Source organism: Intrasporangium oryzae NRRL B-24470 (assembly GCF_000576595.1).
Classification (GTDB): domain Bacteria; phylum Actinomycetota; class Actinomycetes; order Actinomycetales; family Dermatophilaceae; genus Intrasporangium_C; species Intrasporangium_C oryzae.
Genome location: NZ_AWSA01000027.1, coordinates 43,544 through 62,464, shown reverse-complemented (window position 1 = coordinate 62,464; position 18,921 = coordinate 43,544). Strand labels below are relative to the sequence as shown.

Annotated in this window: 16 protein-coding genes; 6 read left to right on the top strand and 10 right to left on the bottom strand. The window is 71.8% G+C overall.

Annotated features, from left to right (window positions below):
* Positions 1 to 210, top strand: a 210-nt coding sequence (locus N865_RS13275) for an ISL3 family transposase (protein ID WP_034806766.1), incomplete at its 5' end; no start/stop codon positions are given.
* Here the strand turns inward: N865_RS13275 and N865_RS21830 are convergent.
* The 4 genes from N865_RS21830 to N865_RS13250 all read right to left on the bottom strand — a co-directional run bounded on the left by N865_RS21830 (position 165) and on the right by N865_RS13250 (position 7,736).
* A complete protein-coding gene (locus N865_RS21830; protein ID WP_051510548.1) occupies positions 165 to 2,300 on the bottom strand; it encodes a SpoIID/LytB domain-containing protein in 2,136 nt (711 codons plus the stop codon). The genes N865_RS13275 and N865_RS21830 overlap by 46 nt on opposite strands.
* Positions 2,301 to 2,432: 132 nt before the next feature.
* Complete coding sequence (locus tag N865_RS21825) at positions 2,433 to 5,528, bottom strand: SpoIID/LytB domain-containing protein (RefSeq protein WP_051510547.1); 3,096 nt, start codon at positions 5,526 to 5,528, stop codon at positions 2,433 to 2,435.
* A 299-nt stretch (positions 5,529 to 5,827) separates the two neighbouring features.
* Positions 5,828 to 6,862, bottom strand: coding sequence for a polysialyltransferase family glycosyltransferase (locus tag N865_RS13255; RefSeq protein WP_034806764.1), 1,035 nt, complete (start codon positions 6,860 to 6,862; stop codon positions 5,828 to 5,830).
* A gap of 7 nt (positions 6,863 to 6,869) precedes the next feature.
* Positions 6,870 to 7,736, bottom strand: a complete 867-nt coding sequence (locus N865_RS13250) for a glycosyltransferase family 2 protein (RefSeq protein ID WP_034806761.1) — start codon at positions 7,734 to 7,736, stop codon at positions 6,870 to 6,872.
* Between the two features lie 117 nt (positions 7,737 to 7,853).
* Between N865_RS13250 and N865_RS13245 the strand changes: the two genes are divergently transcribed.
* Positions 7,854 to 8,066, top strand: coding sequence for a hypothetical protein (locus N865_RS13245; RefSeq protein ID WP_034806759.1), 213 nt, complete (start codon positions 7,854 to 7,856; stop codon positions 8,064 to 8,066).
* On the opposite strand, the gene N865_RS21820 is transcribed toward N865_RS13245, so the two are convergent.
* The 4 genes from N865_RS21820 to N865_RS13225 are packed head-to-tail and all read right to left on the bottom strand — an operon-like array spanning position 8,038 to position 10,688.
* Positions 8,038 to 8,430 carry a hypothetical protein gene (locus N865_RS21820; protein WP_157557692.1) on the bottom strand — a complete coding sequence of 131 codons (393 nt, stop codon included), beginning with the start codon at positions 8,428 to 8,430 and terminating at the stop codon, positions 8,038 to 8,040. The two genes, N865_RS13245 and N865_RS21820, sit on opposite strands and share 29 nt — an antisense overlap.
* Positions 8,431 to 8,480: 50 nt before the next feature.
* Positions 8,481 to 9,230 carry an SDR family NAD(P)-dependent oxidoreductase gene (locus tag N865_RS13235; protein ID WP_034806757.1) on the bottom strand — a complete coding sequence of 250 codons (750 nt, stop codon included), beginning with the start codon at positions 9,228 to 9,230 and terminating at the stop codon, positions 8,481 to 8,483.
* Entirely contained in the window at positions 9,223 to 10,440 is a 1,218-nt protein-coding gene (locus N865_RS13230) for an AMP-binding protein (RefSeq protein ID WP_034806753.1), read from the bottom strand. Before N865_RS13230 ends, N865_RS13235 begins: the two co-directional genes overlap by 8 nt.
* Positions 10,437 to 10,688, bottom strand: a complete 252-nt coding sequence (locus tag N865_RS13225; protein ID WP_034806751.1) for a phosphopantetheine-binding protein — start codon at positions 10,686 to 10,688, stop codon at positions 10,437 to 10,439. Before N865_RS13225 ends, N865_RS13230 begins: the two co-directional genes overlap by 4 nt.
* Before the next feature lie 111 nt (positions 10,689 to 10,799).
* Here N865_RS13225 and N865_RS13220 point away from each other — a divergent pair, with 111 nt between their 5' ends.
* Together N865_RS13220 and pseI are read left to right on the top strand one after the other, a co-directional pair.
* Positions 10,800 to 11,294, top strand: coding sequence for a GNAT family N-acetyltransferase (locus tag N865_RS13220; protein WP_034806749.1), 495 nt, complete (start codon positions 10,800 to 10,802; stop codon positions 11,292 to 11,294).
* Entirely contained in the window at positions 11,295 to 12,392 is a 1,098-nt protein-coding gene (gene pseI, locus N865_RS13215; protein WP_245603755.1) for a pseudaminic acid synthase, read from the top strand.
* A gap of 69 nt (positions 12,393 to 12,461) precedes the next feature.
* On the opposite strand, the gene N865_RS13210 is transcribed toward pseI, so the two are convergent.
* Positions 12,462 to 13,964, bottom strand: coding sequence for a hypothetical protein (locus tag N865_RS13210; RefSeq protein ID WP_034806747.1), 1,503 nt, complete (start codon positions 13,962 to 13,964; stop codon positions 12,462 to 12,464).
* A complete protein-coding gene (locus N865_RS13205) occupies positions 13,943 to 14,779 on the bottom strand; it encodes a hypothetical protein (RefSeq protein WP_034806745.1) in 837 nt (278 codons plus the stop codon). The genes N865_RS13210 and N865_RS13205 overlap by 22 nt, the downstream gene beginning before the upstream one ends.
* A 188-nt stretch (positions 14,780 to 14,967) precedes the next feature.
* Here N865_RS13205 and N865_RS13200 point away from each other — a divergent pair, with 188 nt between their 5' ends.
* The gene (locus tag N865_RS13200) at positions 14,968 to 16,770 is read left to right on the top strand and encodes a glycosyltransferase (RefSeq protein WP_034806742.1); all 1,803 of its coding nucleotides are present in this window, start codon (positions 14,968 to 14,970) and stop codon (positions 16,768 to 16,770) included.
* 27 nt (positions 16,771 to 16,797) lie between these two features.
* Complete coding sequence (locus N865_RS13195) at positions 16,798 to 18,906, top strand: glycosyltransferase family 2 protein (protein WP_034806739.1); 2,109 nt, start codon at positions 16,798 to 16,800, stop codon at positions 18,904 to 18,906.
* Positions 18,907 to 18,921 lie beyond the last annotated feature (15 nt).

The following is an 18,921-nucleotide window of genomic DNA, read 5'->3' as shown; positions in this document are numbered from 1 at the left end:
CCGATCCCGGAGATCGCCCGCCTCGGCCGGACCCTGGCGCAGTGGCGCGAGGCGTTCCTCGCGTACTTCACCACCGGCGGCGCGAACAACGGCGGCACCGAAGCCATCAACGGCCTCATCGAGCTCCACCGACGCGTCGCCCGCGGCTTCCGCAACCGCGAGAACTACCGGCTGCGGATGCTCCTCATCGGAGGAGGCCTCAGCCTGTGACCCACCTCAGGTATGAAGAGCCACTTCGTGGGGTTGCTCGAGCTGACGACTGCGGCGTCATAGGGGTCGGTCTTGGCCGGCAGGTAGGCGACCCCACCGGACACCGTCCGACCGCCGTTCGAGGACGTGAAGGACGTGCGAGCCGGGACACCGCCGTAGGTGAGCACGAGCCCCGCCGTCGCGCTCGCCGCGGAGGTCGTCCGGCTGTCCGTCCAGGTCCGGGTCAGGCTGCCACCCGAGGTGTAGTCGGCCAGGCCTCGGTACACCTGACACGCGGTCGTGTCGCAGGTGTCGGCGATCGTGGCGCTGTTGGCCCGGCGACTGACGGTGGCGAGGCCGCGCGCGGCCACCGTCTGCGCCTGCAGCGACGCCGCAGGCCAGGAGGCCGGGCCCTCGAGCGGAACGACCCCACGGACGTAGTCCTCGGTCGTCGTCACGTTGACCGTCACGGTGCGGGTGCCCGACAGGACGGTGCGGATGGAGCCGGCGTAGGCGCGCTGCGTGCCATCGGGCATGACGACCCGGACGGACCCGGCGGAAGGTCGGGAGAGGGTGAGCGGCGTCGTCTTCGCGGTCCAGGCCCTGCTCGAGACCCAGCCCGTGCTGGTGCGGAACTGCAGCGTGAGGCCGGCGCCTCCCGGCACGATGCGCCAGGGGTAGGTCGTCGTGAGGTAGGCGCTCGTCGTTCCGTCCGACACGTACATCCCCGTCTGCGAGGGCACGCTGGTCCCCGCCGTCCCGACGTAGTCGAGCCGCACGCGGAGCGCCGGGTTGCCCTGCGAGCTCACCGTGGTGCCCGGGTAGTAGAAGGAGGCGATCTGGCGCCAGGTCAGACCCTTGTTGGCGGCGCCGTACGCGCCCCACTGCGACAGGCCCACACCGGGCCCCCAGCCGTGTCCGGCGAAGGAGATGCTCGTCCCGGCCGGGCGAGCGAAGGTCTCCTCGACCTTCTGGGGCTGCATCGCCGACCACGAGGCGTGCGCGGCCGCGTACTCGTCGGAGGCGCGCGTGCGGATGGCCGGCACCTCGGCATACATGAGGTCGCCGGGGCACTCGGTGTCGTTGAAGTCGCGGTGACCGACCGTGCGCGGGACCGTGATGACCGTGCCCGCGGCATACTTCGAGTTGCCCACCGACGTCAGGGTCACCATCCCACCGGGGTCGAACCCGTTCTGGTCAGCCTTCCAGGCCACGACCGAGGTGACAGCGGACACCGCCTCGGGGCTCGGAGCCGTCGTCTGGAAGTCGCCGAGCGTCGAGACGCCGAAGGACTGGGAGTTGAACCCCACGGCCTGCGCGCCCTGGGTGTTGCCGCTGAGGTTGCCGGTGCGGCCCTCGTAGACGCGGCCGAACCGGTCCACGAGGAACTGGTAGCCGATGTCGCACCAGCCGAGGCCGGTCGTGTGGTACGCGTAGATCCCGCGAACGAGGCCGGCCGCCTCGTCCTGGGTGTAGGTGTTCGAGTTGACCGTGTGGTGCACGACGGCCGCGTCGAAGCGGTCGACGATCGGCGGGTCGCACGTGCGCAGGGACTCGTCGGCGCCCCACTCGCTCCGGGTGATGATGGTGGGGCTCGTGACTGCCGCCATGGCAGATCCCGAGGGACCGGCGCCGAGCGCGCGGTCGGCCGGTGCGCGGCCGGCGTCGACGAGGTTGGCCGTCAGGCCGCTCGGGAGTCGCCCACCCCGTGCCGAGACACGGATGTCGATGCCGTCCGAGCCCGTGGCCGTGATCGCCTCCGTCCCCCGCCTGGCGTGGGCTGCCTCGGCCGACGCCGGGTCGGGGCCGGCGTCCATGACACTCACCCTCTGCCAGCTACCCCACCACCCGTGGGAATGGGTACGGACCTCGACGACGAGGCCGTCAGGAGCCGCACCGGTGAAGGTGACACCCGCGACGTCGAACGGCGTGTCGACCCGGTGCAGCGCGGCCGCGGCTCCTCCGGCCGATGGCGCCGGCACGGCCGGGATCGCGACACGCGTCACCTTCGGGGCCACGGGCGACGACACCGGTGTCATGTCGAGGGTGGGAGATACGAGCAGGGCCGCGGCGAGGCCGGTCGTGGCAAGGGAAGCAGGCAGCAGTCGCACGACGCTCCAGGGGTAGGGCCCGGGCGAAACCGGGCAGGATCCTCGTCAGGCCTTGGGCCATGGAGAAGGGGGCGCGCGGCAGGCTATCTCCCCTGGTGTCCTGTGGAGGGGTCCAATGCGGGCCTTTTCTGGTTATTTGCCCCACTTTGTTGTGGAAGCGTAGGTGCCGGCCGAGATCGGCGAGCCGACAGCGACCGATCCGGTCACCGGGTAGACGCGCAGCCCGCCGTCGCTGGAGCGCCGCACGAGCAGGTCGTGACGACCATCCCCCGTGAGGTCCCCGATCCCGGCAACCTCGGCGAACCGCCAGTCCCGCGTGTCGGCGTACACCCCCGAGCGGAAGGACCCGGTGCCGGTGCCGGAGTAGAAGGAGAGGTAGCCGTTGGAACTTCTCACGCCGAGCAGGTCGGTCGTGCCGTTGCCGTCGAAGTCGCCGGCGGCGAGGTGGGAGAACATGCTCCAGCCGGTGGTGAGCCGCGTGTAGGACGCGATCCCACCGGTCCCGTTACCGCGGTAGAGCACCATCGTCCCGTCGGTCCACCGGCCGAGGAAGTCGGTGTAGCCGTCACCGGTGAGATCCCCGGTCGGGATGATGAGGTCGACCACCCCCCACCCGGTGCCGATGCGTGTCCTGCCCCGGTCGAGAGTCCCCGACGCGTTGCCCGGGTAGAGCCAGAGGCTGCCGTCGCTCGAGGCGGCCACGACATCGGCGAGGTTGTCCCGGTCGAACGGGCCGATCCCCGCGACGAGCCGCATCCCAGCCCACCCGGACGGGGCCATGGTCCGGCTGGTGAAGGTCATGGTGCCGTTGTACGCGAGTGCCGTGAGTGCACCGCCCGACGGGACGATCGCATCGGGCAGCCGGTCGGCGGTGAGATCCCGGGGGAACGTCGCGCTCGACCGTGGCGGTGCTGAGACCACGGTCCACCACGTGCTCCTGAGACCTAGCGCGACCCGGAACGCGTCGGCGCTGACGGAGGTCGTCCCGCTCGAGCCGACGACTCGGACGCCCGTCGTGCGGCCGCTCCAGTCGCCACCGCCGGACCGCCCGGTCACGACGATGGAGCGCAGGGAGCCGACCGCAGGGTAGGCGGACTCCACCTTCGAGATCGCGACGGACGTCGTCCACGACGTGGGGTTGGCCGAGCTCGCGACCGCACTGTCGTACGGGTCGACCTTGGCCTGGAGGTAGGGCTGCGACCCGCGCACGGTGCGACCGCCGTTGGAGGACGAGAACTGGGTGAGCGCCGGGGCGCCGCCGTAGCTGAGGACGGCGCCCGCCGTCGCGGCGGTCGCCGCCGTCGAGCGGGCGTCCTCCCACGACCTGGTCAGGGTGCCCGTCGACGAGTAGTCGGCGACCCCGTGGTAGCCCTGACAGCTCGTCGTGTCGCAGGTGTCGAAGGCCGCCGAGGTGCTCGCCCGTTTGCCGTATGCCGCGAAGGTGCGGGCCGCGACGGCCTGCGCCTCGAGGGCTGCGGCCGGCCATGACGGCGGCATCTCGATCGGCACGACGCCGCGGACGTAGGCCTCGAACGTCGTCACGTTGACCGACACGGCGGCCCCGCCCGACGCGACCGTGGCCACCGAACCGCGGTACTCCCGCTGGGTGCCCGCCGGCAGCATCACCCGGAGACGCCCCGTCGACGGTCTGGAGAAGGTGAGCGGGGAGCGGGTCCAGGCCTTCCAGTACTGGCTCGACACCCAGCCGCTGCTCGTGCGCCACTGCAACGTCAGCCCGCCCCCGTCCGGGACGATGCGCCACTGGGTCGGGGTCGACGAGAGCGTCGTCGTCGACGAACCGTCGGAGAGGGCGAGGCCCGTCTGCGCCGGAACCGTCGTCCCTCCGGAGCCCAGCGCGAAGAGCCGCACGCGGACCGTCGGGTCACCCTGCGCCGTCACGGTCGTGCCGGGGTAGTAGAAGGCGGTGATCTGCGACCAGGTCAGGGCCTTGGTGGCCGCGCCGTAGGCTCCCCACTGCGACATGCCGATTCCGTGGCCGTATCCATGGCCCGCGACAGCGACCGTCGTGCCTGTCGGCCGGACGAACGTCTCCTCCACCCTGGCCGGCGCCATCTGCGACCACTGGCCGGTGCCGTACGTCGCCTGCGCCGACTCGCGGATGGCGGCGATGCTCGCGTAGAGGGCGTCGCCGGGACACTCGGTCAGGTTGACGTCCCGGTGTCCCATGGTCCGGGGCAGCGTCACGACCGTGCCGGCCGGGTACCTGCTCCCCCCTGCGGAGGTCAGCTGGGCCGTTCCGCCCGGGTCGAACCCGTTCTGGCCGGCCTTCCACGCGACGACCCTCGCGATCGCGTCCTTGGCTGCTGAGGTCGCGTCCGCGGTCTGGTGGTCACCGATCGACGCGACACCGAAGGTCTCGGCATTGAAGCCGGACGCCTGGGCCCCCTGCGTGTTTCCGGTGAGGTTTCCGGTCCGGCCCTCGTAGATCCGGCCGAAGCGGTCCACCAGGAACTGGTAGCCGATGTCGCACCAGCCGAGGCCGCTCGTGTGGTACGCGTAGATGCCCCGGACGATGCCCGCGGCCTGGGTCTCCGTGTAGGAGTTGCTGCTGACCGTGTGGTGCACGACGGCCGCCTTGAACCTGGCCACCGGCGTCGGGTCGCACGAGCGCAGGCTCTCGTCCGCGCCCCACTGCGACCGGGTGATGATCGTTGGCCTCGGCACGGCGGCGACGGCTGAACCGGGCACCGCCCCTAGCCTCGAGTCGCTCGGCGAGGCGCCCGAGTCGATGAGGTCCGCCCTCAGCTGGGCCGGGGCCACGCCGGTGGTGGATGCGACCCGGATGTCGATGCCGTCGGCCTCCGGGGCGATGACCGGCTCGGTGCCGACGCGCGCCCGCCGCGCCTCCTGCGTGCCCGGATCCGGCCCGGAGTCGCTCAACCCGAGGGTCTGCCACGCGCCCCAGGTGGCCGCCACCCGGACGCGAGCCTCGATCGTCAGGCCGGAAGGCGCCTCACCGGCGAAGGTGACACCTGCGACGTCGAACGGCGCACCGGTCCTGGTCAGCGACGCGACGACTCGGCGTCCCTGCGACGGCGACCCAGCCGGCCCCGCCGTCTGGGACGCCGTCGGGGACGCTGCCGGGATGCTGATCCGCGTGATCTTCGGGGGCACCGGCAGGGGCGCCGCATCCACCCGGATCACGGGCGCGACGAGCATCGCAGAGGTCATCGCCGTGATCGCCAGTGCGCTCGACAGTGGTCGCATGGACTCGTCACCTCCGTGATCACCGGGTCTCAACTGTCCCACCAGCATCATGGCGGGACATCACGGACAGTGCGGCATTATCAGAAATTTGGGATGACGTCCATTACTGGCTCCCCGCGCGTCGCGCAGCTCGTGCTTGACCGGGGGCCGGAGCGAGCAGCGTGCCGCCATCGCGGCACGGCCTCCCCTCACCGCCGTCTCGTCCGGCCGTGGACGGGCCTCGGATGGGGCGTGACCGGGCTCGGGTTGGGCGGTTGGGCGGTTGCGCGGGCCTGGGGCGCAACTGGCGAGGACCGGCGCTATGCGGGGTCCGCGGGGCGCGGCCGGGGGTGGCCGCGGTCGAGGGCTGCACGCAGCCCCGCCACGGGCACGGACGCGGGAAGGAAGGCGTCGAGCAGGGTGCTCTGGCGCTCGCTGAGCTCTGCCTCGAGCGGCTCGAGCTCGGGCGCTGTGACCCGGACGGCGCGGGCACCGTGGACGGCCGCCAGGTTGAGCAGAGCAGTGCTGTTCGAGCCGATCACGACCGGCGCCTCGGCCACCTCGCGCGCGAGCTCGGCGGGAACGGTCCCCTCGGAGAGCGCGAACCCGGCATACCGTGACCGGTCCTCGCTCGGGTGCGGGCGAAGGAGCAGGCCCACGCCGTGGGCCGCGCAGGCGTCCCGGACGGCTGCGAGGTGCGCGAGGTAGGCCGGCTCAGACATGACGCCGATGTCGGGCCACGGCTGGGTGAGGTAGACGGCCGAGCCGGGGTCGGCCGCGACGCCGGACAGACGCCGCCGGAACTCCGCAGCGACGTCGGCCACCACCTCCCACCGGCCGTCGACGCGCTCGTACAGGGACCAGTGGACGTCGGTGAGGAGCCGGTGCGCCGCAGTGACGACCCCGGCGCGCACGGCGGGCCACGGACCGCGTCCGCCCTGGCGACGGTAGGCGTCGCGGCGGGTCCGCCGGTCGCCGAAGGACCCGATGCCCTCGTCGACCACGACGACCCGGGGCCGTCGTCCGCGCCCGGTGACGACCAGCCGCCCCCAGGCCCGGGTGCCGGGCGCGCCGATCGACAAGAGCACCCGCGCGACACCCGGTGTCGCCTCCCAGTGCTCCCGCCTGACCTCGGTCGTGACGGTCAGCCTCGGGTCCTCCGGCAGGTAGTCGCGCACTTGGCGCTCATCGACGCGCGCCCGTCCGAAGCCGGCCCCGACGTCGAGGACCACGACCTCGACGGGCACGGTGGTCTCGGCGAGGAGATGACGCAGCCACGACGCGGCATACACGAGGTGCGTGACGCTGCGCACGCCGGACAGGATGACGCGGACCCGGGTCGGCGACACGGCCATCGGGGACTCAGACGATCGGGGGCCGGCCGGCGCGGGACAGGCGCGCGACGGTGGACCAGGACATGGGTCGACGCGGACCGGCATCCTCGCGGACGCCCTCGCGTAGGCCCCGGAACCACGTGCCCAGCTTCTCGCGGTCGCGGATGCGGGCGACGGAGATGAGCGACCAGGTGGCCACGTAGAGCTCCGCGACCGGATGGGGCAGGTTGCGCTTGGCCACCCACACCCGGTTCCTCGCGTTCATGCGGTAGTAGACGGCGTGCCGGGACGGCTGGGTCGCCGGATGGTTGACGACGACGTCCGGGCGGTACCGCAGGCGCCATCCGGCGTCGAGCAGCCGGTAGGCGATGTCGATGCCCTCGTGGCCGTACCAGAAGTGGCCGGGCCAGCCGCCGACCTCCTCGAAGGCGCTGCGACGCATCGTGCAGACGCCCTCCCAGAAGACGACGACATCGCCTGCCGCGCCACCGTCGCCCGTCGTGAGGCGGGGGATCCATCGCCGGGGCGTCGGCCGGCCCTCCGGGTCGGCCCCACGCGGCTGGACGACCGCGATCCGTTCGTCGAGGTCGTACTCGGCGGCCAACCGGGCGAGCACGTCGGTGGTCGGCAAGAACGCGTCGTCGTCGTAGAAGAAGAGGATGTCGCCGCGGGCCTCGCGCGCGCCGATGTTGCGCCCCTCCGGGATGCCGACGTTCTCCTCGACGTAGACCGTGCGCACCTCGGCAGGCACGCCCTCGGGGCGCCATCCGTTGCCGACGAGGACGACATCGAGGTCGACCCCCTCCTGGCCCAGCAAGGTCTCGAGAGCCTTCTCGAGCTCGCCTGGACGGTTGCCCATGGACAGGACCACCGCCGAAATGCTCGGCCGCGTCATCGCGTCTCCTCGAATTCTGTTCGTCCGCTTCCCGTGGGACGGCAGACGGTGCACGGCGTCCCCGTGGTTCGCCGCTACTGTAGATGACGCTCGGGCCCGTCCCGAGCACACGCGGCGGTGGTCGACGCCGTCGACGAGCAGCGCCGCAAGGTCCACTGGCTCGAGGGGACGCTCCGCGCCCGCGAGCGGCAGGTCCGGCTGCTCGAACGGTCGATCGCCGTGGAGTCGTCAGCGGCATACCGTCCGCTCAGGCAGCTGGACCGTCCGGTCCCCGCGCTTCGTCGGGCCGCCCCGCCCGTCGTCAATCGGTTGGGCCGCCCCCGCTCGTGAGCTCTGCGACCGCGTAGCTGACCACGAGGTCACCGGCCTCGACGGTGAAGACCTCGACCCGCGGACCGTCCGGGAGATCGGCGTCGGCCGTCCACGCGACGGTGTCGATCCAGACGATGATCGGGACGTCGCGGACCTTGGCGCGAGCCTCGGCCCGCGTCCACAGCCGCCAGAACTCACGCCCGAGCAGTCCGCTCCGGCGCCCGAGCGCTCGAGGGACCGGCTGCTCGGCGATCTCCGCGTCGACGGCATACACGCAGCCCCCGAGCAGCGGGCCGGGCGCCCAGCAGAGCAGCCGTCCGTCGGCGAGTCTCGTGTGCGTGCCGTCCCGGCATGCATGGAGCCCGCCCGCGACCGAGGTCACGTGCGGGCTCCCTTCGATCGCGTGACGAAGGCGCCGCGCGAGAGCGTCCATCAGATGCTGTTGCCGCCGTCGACGGTGATGACCTGACCGTTGATGTTCGTGTCGTCGAAGAGCAGGGTGCGCACGACCGGAACGATGTTCTCCGGCTCGACGAGGCGCCCGGACGGCGTGCGCCGGGTGATCGTGTCGAGCTGGGTCTGGCCGAGGACCGAGCTCATCTCGGAGGCGAAGAACCCCGGCGCGACGCTGTTGACCAGGGCCCGCCCGTGCATCTCCCGAGCAAGCGTGCGCATCGCGCTGTCGAGACCGCCCTTGGTGGCGGAGTAGGCGACGAGACCCGAGTAGCCGCGCTGCGCACACACGGAGGTGACCATGACGATGCGCCCTCGGTTCCCCTTGGCCATGATCCGCCGCAGGACCGCCCGAGCGAGCAGCAGCGGCGCGGTGAGGTTCGTCTCGATGATCTTGGCGATCTGCTCGGGCGAGGTGTGGACGTGAAGGCTGTCCTGACCCATCGCCGCGTTGTTGACGAGCGCGTCGATCGGACCGAGACGCGCCTCGGTCTCCTTGAGGAAGGAGTTGATCGCCTTGACGTCGGTGACGTCCACCGACGCCGCCAGCACTCGGTCGGGGTGGGCGGCCGCGAGTGCCTCGAGCTCGGGAGTCACGGTCCGTGCGAACGCGGCGACCTTGGCGCCCTTCGCGAGGATGTCCTCGACGATCGCGAGGCCGAGGCCACGCGAGCCTCCGGAGACGACCACGACCGTGGCCGGGCCGATGGGTTCGGTCTTGTCAGACATCGCTCTTCAGGGTCTCCTTGATCGGGATCTGGTCCAGGAACCGCACCCGTCGGGGCACGGCGTAGTCGGGGAGGCGCGCCGAGCACCACTCGGTCAGGTCGGCCACGGTGGCTTCGCCCGAGAGCACGACATCGGCCGTCACGATGCTGCCGACGATCGGGGCCTTCCGACCGCGCACGGCAGCCCACGCGACCGCAGGATGGGCCTGGAGCACATCACGGACGTTGGACGCGGACGCCTTGGCCCCTCCGACGTTGATCTCGTCCGAGGCGATCCGCCCGGTGATGAGGACTCGGCCGTCGACGACCTCGACACGGTCACCCGTGCGCAGGACGGTGTCGATCCCCTCTCCGCGCTTGGGAGAGGCGATGAGCAGCTCACCGTCGTCGACGGTCAGCGTCGCCCTCCCCGCGGACTCCTGGCCGAGCCACGACTCGGGGAACCCGGCCAGTCCGTCATGGACGGCGATCGACGCGCCGGCCTCGCTGGAGGCGTAGATCCACGAGACCCGGGCCGCGGGGAACATCTCGGTCAGGCGGGTGAGGATGGCCTGGTCGACCGGTTCCCCTCCGAGCGTGACCTGCTCGAGAGGGAGGGCCGCGACGCTGTCGGGGTCGCGATAGAGGGCCTGCCGCCAGAACGTCGGCGTGCCGGAGGCGGCCGTGACACCCACCTGCAGCGCGCGGGCCGGCCAGGTCTCGAGCTCGTCGGGCTCGATGAAGAGGATGTCCTGCCCCGGGTGCGCAATGCCCAGGGTCACGACCTGCCACCACGCGTACGCGCCGTGCGCGTAGGGGCACAACCAGGTCCGTCGCGGCTGGTCTCCGGCCACGGTCGTCAGCGACCCGAGGGTGTGCGCGACCTGCTTGGGGCGACCGGTGCTCCCGCTGGTCAGCAGCCAGATCCGGCCCGGAACCGCGGCGCGCTCCGAGGTCGGCGCCGCCACGCTGTCACCGTCGACGACTGCCAGACCGGAGTCCCGAAGGCTCTGGGCCAGGTCGTCCGTCACCCTCGTCCGCGAGGCGACGAGCAGCTCGAGCCCGTCCGTCGCTGCGGTCCACACCGCGCGCGCGGCGTCGTGGTTGTCGCGCACGAGGACAGCCGAGGCCGCCGGGAGGTCGAGGCGACCGAGATCCGCCCATGACCCGTCGAAGGAACGGGTGATGATGCGGTTGCCGGCGCCGGGGAACGAGGCGGGCGCTCCGCTCACGCCGCTTGCAGCTGCTCGAGGAAGTCGAGCACGTCCGAGATGGTCGCGATCTGGCGAAGCTCGGGGGCGTCGAAGTTGAGCTCCTCGCCGATCTCGTCCTCGACGCGGAGCGCGAGCTCGGAGAAGTCCAGCGAGCGGAACCCGATCTGCTCGAGGTTCGCACCATCGTCGACCGGCATCGCCTTGCCCTGGGCCTGAAGGACCTCGGCCATCATCGTCCGGATCGCGTCACGGCTCAGTGCAGTCATGGTTCCGCCTTGGGATGGGGGGGTTGGGGGCGTCGGGTAGTGTAACAACGAAACCCCCAACGACAGCCGCGTTCCGCCCGGAGCCCGCGGCGGCCTCATGAGGAGGGCCCGATGCTCCGCCCCGCGACCGATGACGACTGCGCCGACGTCCTGCGTTGGCGCAATCACCCGGAGGTCCGGGCGGTCTCGTTGACACAGCACGAGATCACCGAAGAGGAGCACGCGGCATACTGGGCGGCCACCAAGGCGACGGACGCGCGCGAGATCTACATGTACGTGCGCCACGGCGTCCCTTCGGGTGTCGTCACGTACTTCGACATCGATCGCGACGGCGCGAGCGCCTGGTGGGGGTACTACCTCGACAACGACGGACTCACGGAGCGAGGTGAGCTCCTGCCGGCCTGGATCGAGATCCAGCGCCAGGCGAAGCGCCTCGCCTTCGACGAGCTCGGCCTGGAGGTGCTCGAGGGCGAGGTCCTCGAGGCCAACGAGGCCGTCCGGCGGTTCAACCGTCGCAACGGCTTCGAGGAGGTCGAGCGTTACATCCGAGACATCGACGGCGTCGAGACCCCGGTCCTGCGGGTCCGCGCCACAAAGGACAGGTGAATGACCAACATGGGTGCCAGCACGGTTCAGGGGGCACAGGGCGGCCCTGACGCGACGATCATGATCGGCGGCGTCCCGGTGGGACGCAGCGCCGAGCCCTTCATCATCGCGGAGATGTCCGGCAACCACGACGGCTCGCTCGACAAGGCGCTCGAGATCGTCCGCGCCGCAGCCGCGGCCGGGGCGCACGCCATCAAGCTCCAGACCTACACGGCCGACACCATCACCATCGACGTCGACACCCCCGAGTTCCGGCTCTCCGAGGACCACCCCCTGTGGGGCGGTCGCCGGCTCTACGACCTCTACGAGGAGGCGCACACTCCGTGGGAGTGGCACCAGCCGATCTTCGACCTGGCCAAGGAGCTCGGCCTGCTCGCGTTCTCGAGCCCGTTCGACCCCAGCGCCGTCGCCTTCCTCGAGTCCCTCGACGTTCCGGCCTACAAGATCGCGTCGTCCGAGATCGTCGACCTCCCGCTCGTGCGCTGCGCGGCTGCGACGGGCAAGCCCATCATCATCTCCACCGGGATGGCCTCGGTCGGTGAGATCCACGCTGCCGTCGAGGCGGCCCGGTCCACCGGCAACGACCAGGTCATCGTCCTGTCCTGCACGGCGTCCTACCCCGCCGACCCCGCCTCGTCGAACCTGCGCGGCATCCCCGTCATGGCTGACGCCTTCGGCGTCCCCGTGGGCCTCTCGGACCACACGATGGGCATCGGGGCCGCCGTCGCCTCCATCGCCTTCGGCGCGGTTCTCGTCGAGAAGCACGTGACGATGTCCCGGGCCGAGGGGGGCGTCGACTCCGACTTCTCGCTCGAGCCGGCCGAGCTCGCCGCCCTCGTGGCCGAGACGCGGACGGCGTGGCAGGCGCTCGGCCAGCCGCGCATCGGCGCCCGTGAGTCCGAGCGCGAGGGCCTGCGCTTCCGGCGGTCGCTCTACGTCGTCGAGGACGTCAAGGCCGGCGACCCGGTCACCGCCGACAACGTCCGGTCGATCCGCCCCGCCAACGGGCTCGCCCCCGACACCTTCTCGGTGCTCGAAGGCAAGCGCTTCACCCAGGACGTGGCTCGAGGAACGGCGATGAGCTGGGAGCTGGTCTGAGCCACGCCCCGGGCCAGCCCGGACGCCGACATGGGCGTCCGGGCAGACTCCGGAGTGGGCGCCGACCCCTCAGCCCTGGCGTTTGGCGACCGTCGAGCGGACCCGCTTCGCAGCGTCCTTCGGCATCGACCGGCCGTGCTTGCGCGCGTAGCGCACCGCCCGCTTGCCGAGGTTGACGGCCTTCCACGCGGCGTACTGCTTCTCGTCCCACCGGAAGCGCGACCACGTCGAGCGCAGCTCCTCCTGCTGGCGTCGCACCACGGCGAGCAGCTCATCGCGCGTCTGCCCGGCGTCGCGCACCTGGGGGGTGTAGGGGCCGAGGTCGTCCGGGGCGGCCAGACCGGCCATCGCCCCGAGGGCAGCCAGACGCGTCTCGCGGTGCATCGCCGTCGGCCACGGGTGCCGCAGGCCCTGGTTGGTGATGATGTCCAGGGCGCTACCGAGTGCACCCCAGGCGACCGACTCGAACGACGCGTCGGCCGAGCCGGCGACGAGCGGGAGGAAGCCGTCGCCGTCGGGGACGAGGTTCGTCAGCCGGGCGTCGGCGTAGGCGGCCGGGACCATACCGTCCACGGTGACCGACCGCAGCCAGGCCGCCCACCGTCGGAGCAGTGAGCGCAGGGCGGGGGTGTCGGTGTCAGCGGCCGCCTCGACGAGGACGACGAACGGCGAGAGCCCGTGCGGGGGGATGGTGAAGCGCCGGCCGTCCTCGGCCTCGGCCACGCCCGCATCGACCACCCAGCGGGCGTCGGGCGTCAGGAACCAGTCACCCGACTGGGTTGCGCCGCCCACGCTGACGAGCCAACCGGCGAAGTGCTCGGAGGCGCATCCGGCCAGGGCCGCAGAGCGCAGACCGAGCACGGGCGTGACCGGTGAGCGCCCGGTCCAGAGGGTGGCGAGGCCAGACGTGCAGGGACCGTGTGCGAGCGCCGTGGGCGCCGACCAGGTGCCGACGACGTCGTGGACCGCGCTCGCGCGACCGAGCGGCAGCCAGGCCTCGAGCTGGGCGCGCGACCGGGGGCGGGTCGCGTCCCACGTCGCGAACGGCGTCCAGTCGGCGTCGGCGTTGCGGACGTACGGGTCGTCGGCGCCGGACGGGCGGTGAAGGCCACGCTCGTTCTCGACGCCGAGGAGCGCCTGGCCTTCGGGGGCCAGCCGGGACAGCACGAGGGCGGCCAGCTCGGACCAGGGAGCGGTGGGTCGTTCGAGTGACTGGACCGTCGACAGGTCGTCGATGGCGAGCACGACGTCGAACTCGCCGTCGAGCTCGTCCAAGCTCCCGCACAGGACCTGCGCGGTGGGGACGGCGGTGCCGATCTCGGCCGCGTCCGGGATGGCCCGCGCGAGGACCGTGACGTGCCCGGAACGCTCGGCGACCTCGCGCACGAGGCTCACCGACATCGGGCCGACGACGAGGACGCGCGCCGGCGCCTCCGGCAGCTGCTCGAGGACAAAGCGACGGACCACGTCCGAGCCCGACGGGCGGGCGAGGTCGAAGTCGCGCCAGTTCTGCATGGCGCCCCGCACGAGCGTGACGTTGCCGGGGTAGGTCAGTTCGACGATGCGAGCCAAGGTTCGTCCCATCCAAGCAGGTAGCGGAGTTCGTCGGGTTCGGCCAGGAAGTCTGCGCCGAGCTCGGCCAGCGCGATCGCCGAGGTGGCTCCGATGTCGGTCTGGGCTCCGAAGAACTCGGGGTAGAGCGCCTCGAGCAGGCCGGCACCGTTGAAGCCGGCCTTGACCCCGACGAACTCCATCGGGTCGCCGTACACAGCCGCCTCGCAGCCCGCGGCCGCACCGTAGACGACGGCGGTGGAGAGCCGGTTCGAGGCCACCCGCCGGTGTCTGCGGAGCTCGTCGAGCTGCCGGAAGAGGAAGAACCGGTCGGTCCCGACCCACTGCTGGCCACGGCGTCCATGGCAGATGACGCGGAAGCCGGCGTCCTCGTAGCGCCCGCGGACAGCGGGGTCGTCGTACTCGACGTAGTAGAGGCAGACGGTGACCGGGCCGTCCTCGGTGTCGCGGATCTGGGCGATGAGGTTGTTGTGGTCGCCGTCGAGAGTCTCGTACTCGAGGGTCCCGTGGAACGGGTACCAGATGGTGCCCTCGCGCTCGGCCGGCGCCTCGGGCCGTAGCCGCATGAGGTAGAGCAGCGGCGCGCCGATGACAGCGAAGTTGCGCCAGCCGATGACCTGGCCCCGGCGCCGGCACAGGTCGGACCACACGAGCTTGGTGAAGCTCCAGTCGTTGTAGTGGCCGTAGCCGAGACCGTGCACGAAGGTCCAGCCGTGCTGAATGACGCCTCGTACGGGCGGCGGCGCGGCGGGGTCGAGGCCACAGTACTCGGCGAGGATGTGCGCATGCCCGTACCAGTGGTTGGTGTGGTCCACGCGTGCCTCTCGTCTGATGCCGTCCAGTTGGTCGCGGGTTAGGCTAGCACCCGCTGCGGGGGGCCAGAGACCTGACGCCAGCGCCTCGGGACCCCCCGACCGGCCTCCACGGGCCGAGTGGCGGGCCGAGCGCCAGCTGCCCTTAGGATCGTTCGTGTCCCCGCCGTCGGTCAGCTCGAGGAGGCTGAATGTCGTCCCCGCGCGTCAGTGCGATCGTGCCGTACTACGGCGTCGAGAAGTACCTGGAGCCGTTCCTGCGTACCCTGACCCGGCAGACCTTCGGCGACTTCGAGTGCATCCTCGTCGACGACGGGTCGACGGACGGTTCCGCGCAGATCGCCCGTCGTTTCGCCGACGCCGATCCCCGTTTCGTGGTCGTCACCCAGCAGAACCGTGGCCTGGCCGCAGCCCGCAACACCGGGACGGCGCACGCCAGGGGCGAGTACCTGACGTTCCTCGACAGCGACGACCTCGTGGCGCCCCGGGCGTTCGAGCAGTTCGTGACGAGCCTCGACGAGTCCGGGTCCGACTTCGCGGCCTCGCACGTGTGGCGGCTCCCCCTGACCCGGCCGGTCGAGACCTCCTGGGCCCACCGCGAGCCGTTCTCGGCGCGCCTGCAGCGCACGAGCATCCGCGAGATCCCCCTCCTCATGCGCGACCGGATGGCCTGGAACAAGATGTGGCGCCGGTCCTTCTGGGACGAGCACGGCTACGCGTGGCCGGAGATGCACTTCGAGGACTTCCCGGTGACCTTGCGGGCCCATCTCGAGGCAGCCGCCGTCGACACGCTGGCCGAGCCGACCTACGTGTGGCGCGAACGGGCGAGCTCGATCTCGGGACTCAGCGCCTCACTGCCGAGCGTCACCGACCGCGTCGCCGCCGCCCTCATGGTCCTCGACACCGTCGACCGGCTCGGCACCCGTGAGGTCGCAGAGCTCGTCCACTCCCACCTGGTCGACGTCGACCTGCGCGAGGTGCTCGGCGCCATCGGGCGTGCGGCCGATCACGAGCGCGAGCCGTTCCTCGCGCAGGCCCGCATCCTGTGCGATCGCGTCGACGCCGCCCTCGTCGGGCTCGCCCGACCGCAGTACCAGGAGGCATTCCGCGCCTGCCGCGACGACCGCACCGAACGGTTCCTCGCCCTCGCCGGCGCCGAGGTCGGGTCGGCACCGGAGGTCGCGCAGCCCGTCGAGGCGGCCCGTCGCGCGGTCCGTCGGGCGGCCGCCGGCGCGGCGCGGGTGCGGGCCCTGACGCACGCACGTCGGCGCGCGGGGACCCTGGAGGACTTCCGGGCCGGCGAGACCCAGCTGGTGTACCGGGTGCGGATCCCGCTCGACCACCGCGTCGCCGGGCGCGTCCACGTCGAGGCGCGCGTCGGCGCCGTACCGGCCACGTGCATCGAGACGGACCACCTCGCCGACGCGCTGCTCGTCCAGCTCGAGCTGGACCCCCTGCGCCTCGCGGCCCAGCCGGGCCACCACGACCTCGGCCTCTCCCTGTCCCTGGGCCCCCTGACGTGGGAGGTCACCGTCCTCGCGACGAACGAGCAGCAGCACGGGGTCGACCGCGCCGGCTACCGCGTCCAGGCCGTGACGCGCGGCGGGCGACTGGGCATCGAACGGCAGGCGCACCACCCGCTCGTCGAGGCGGCTGAGGTCCGCGATGCCGAGCTCGTCCTGCAGGTGTCCGTCGCGTCCGGGACCCTGGGCATCGAGCGGCCGTGGCCCCAGACCCCGGTGACCGCTGAGGTCCTCGAGCACGAGGCGAGCTTCCCGCTCGAGGCGCTCGTGGCGAACGACCCGGCGGACAACCCCGTCACCGACGTCGCCTCCCGGCGGGTGCTACTGCTCACGACCACCGGCCCGAAGGCCACGCGGTTCGGCGGACGCGTCGTGCGGACCTACGCCGGCGGGCGCGAGATCGACGTGCGCCCGGGCGAGGACGGCACCACCTACCTCGTGCACCGCCCGATCCCGAGCCGACAGAGCTGACCACAGCCGCACGCCGACGAGGAAACCATGACGTTGCCGATGAACCAGACCAGCCCGCCCGAGGAGCACCTGGTGGTCGACAGACCCCGTGAGGACTCCCGGGACGAACCCCCCCTGCTGTCGGTCGTCGTGCCCTTCTACAACGTCGAGGCCTATATCGGTGACTGCCTCGACTCGCTGCAGCGCCAGCTGCTCGAGGACATCGAGGTCATCCTCGTCGACGACGGCTCGCGCGACGGGTCGCTCGCCGTCGCCGAACGGTTCGTGGCGGCAGACCCCCGCTTCCGCCTCGTCCGCCAGGAGAACCAGGGCCTCGGGCCGGCGCGCAACACCGGGGCCGCGGTCGCCCGCGGGCGATACATCACCTTCGTCGACAGCGACGACCTCGTCGCCCCCCGCGCCTACACGGCGATGGTCGGCTCGCTGGAGGAGACCGGCTCCTCGATCGCCGCCGGCAACGCCTACCGGTTCAGCGCCCACAAGGGCGTGTACCAATCGTGGACGCACCGCGAGCCCTTCCGGACGACCAAGCTGCGCACCTCCCTCGACCGGTTCACCCCGCTCGTCAAGGATCGGATGATCTGGAACAAGGTCTACCGTCGCAGCTTCTGGGACGCGGGCGGCTACGAGTTCCCGCCGATCCGCTACGAGGACTACCCGGTCACGCTCCGTGCCTACCTCGAGGCCGAGAGCGTCGACATCCTGTCCTCGCACGTCTACCTCTGGCGCGACCGCGAGTCCGGCGACTCCATCACCCAGCAGAGCGCCAACGCCGACAACGCGCGCGAGCGGTTCGAGTCCGCGCGGATGGTCCTGGAGACCCTCGCCCACCACGAGGCCAACGACGACGTCCGCCACGCCGTCGAGGCCTACTTCATCCACATCGACCTCGTCTCCCTCGCCCAGTCGATGGTGACCGTCCCCGAGGCTGACCGGCCCGATCTCGAGCGGATGGCGCTGGAGCTCGCCCAGCTGACAGACCCGCGCGCCGACGACGGCGTCACCCGGCTCGCCCGGCTCATCCACCGCCGCCTGCGGGCGGGTGACCTCGCGATGGTCGGCGAGCTCGCGCGCTGGCGCCTCGACGGTGACACCGCGGCCCTCGCCCGGGCCCTCGCCTCCCAGAAACGCCCGTTCGGCGTCTCGCTGGCCCTCGGCGCCGTGGTCCGTCGCAACCGGGTGCAGAACCCGCTGCGACCCCGCCGGCTGCGCTCGGCCCTGCGCGAGGCGGTGTGGGACGGCCACGTCCTGCGACTCGACGTCGAGGCGAAGCTGCGCGGCGACCTCGGCCGCCGTGTCGCGCCGTCGGCGGCTTTCCACTTCGCCGACGGCACCCTGCCCGTGCGCGTCGTGTCGTGCCGCCCCTCTGGCGACTCGCTGGCCCTCGAGCTCGAGGTGGACAGCCGTGACGTCGCCGCCGTGTCCGACCCACCCGACCGCAGTCCGCTCGAGCTCGTGCTGAGGCTCGGCCCGCTGACGTGGAAGGGGGAGGTCCGGTTCACCCCTGAGCTGCTCCCCGGCGTGCTCCAGCTGTCCGACGGCTCGTGGCTCCAGCTCGGCGGCGTCGGCCTCAACCTCGGCCTGATACGCGTCGGCAACCCGCTCGTCGTCACCGAGGTGGAGGCCGTCGACGATGCCTTCCTCGTGCACCCCTACCGCAGCGCCATCGGCGCCACCCTGGTCGTCGACCGCGGGGCACCGGCGCCCGACATCATGATCAGCTTCGGAGAGGGGCCAGCCCGACTCGAGGCGACCGCCCTCATCGACGGCGACCCGCCGGACAACCCGATGACCGGGGTCGCGGAACGGCCCGTCTGCATGCGGACCGACGCTCCCCTGCCGGTGATGCCGGTCCCGAAGGACGCGCACCCGGACGACTTCGTGCCCGACTTCGGCTGCGAGGACGTCTACCTCATGGGCGACGGGGCGACGATCCGCGCCGGTGAGGTGCTCGTATCCCTGGCACGGGGGTGGCACGGCAATCTCGTCGTGCGCCAGCAGCCGGTCGAGCCAGTGGAGTCCTCCGACATTGTCGACGCCATGCCCGACGTCGCGGTCAAGGGAGCCCCGGAGGAGCTGGTCGCCTCGGCGGCGTCGAGGACCGACGAGCTGGCCGAGGCCGACCTCGAGGCGTGACCCGACGCCGGGCAC

Bases quoted from the DNA above. Each gene is read 5' to 3' on its own strand.
- N865_RS13250 (WP_034806761.1), bottom strand. From the start codon at position 7,736: ATGACGCGGCCGAGCATTTCGGCGGTGGTCCTGTCCATGGGCAACCGT.
- pseI (WP_245603755.1), top strand. From the start codon at position 11,295: ATGACCAACATGGGTGCCAGCACGGTTCAGGGGGCACAGGGCGGCCCT.
- N865_RS13195 (WP_034806739.1), top strand. From the start codon at position 16,798: ATGACGTTGCCGATGAACCAGACCAGCCCGCCCGAGGAGCACCTGGTG.
- N865_RS13225 (WP_034806751.1), bottom strand. From the start codon at position 10,688: ATGACTGCACTGAGCCGTGACGCGATCCGGACGATGATGGCCGAGGTC.
- N865_RS13200 (WP_034806742.1), top strand. From the start codon at position 14,968: ATGTCGTCCCCGCGCGTCAGTGCGATCGTGCCGTACTACGGCGTCGAG.
- N865_RS13220 (WP_034806749.1), top strand. From the start codon at position 10,800: ATGCTCCGCCCCGCGACCGATGACGACTGCGCCGACGTCCTGCGTTGG.
- N865_RS21825 (WP_051510547.1), bottom strand. From the start codon at position 5,528: ATGCGACCACTGTCGAGCGCACTGGCGATCACGGCGATGACCTCTGCG.
- N865_RS13255 (WP_034806764.1), bottom strand. From the start codon at position 6,862: ATGGCCGTGTCGCCGACCCGGGTCCGCGTCATCCTGTCCGGCGTGCGC.
- N865_RS13235 (WP_034806757.1), bottom strand. From the start codon at position 9,230: ATGTCTGACAAGACCGAACCCATCGGCCCGGCCACGGTCGTGGTCGTC.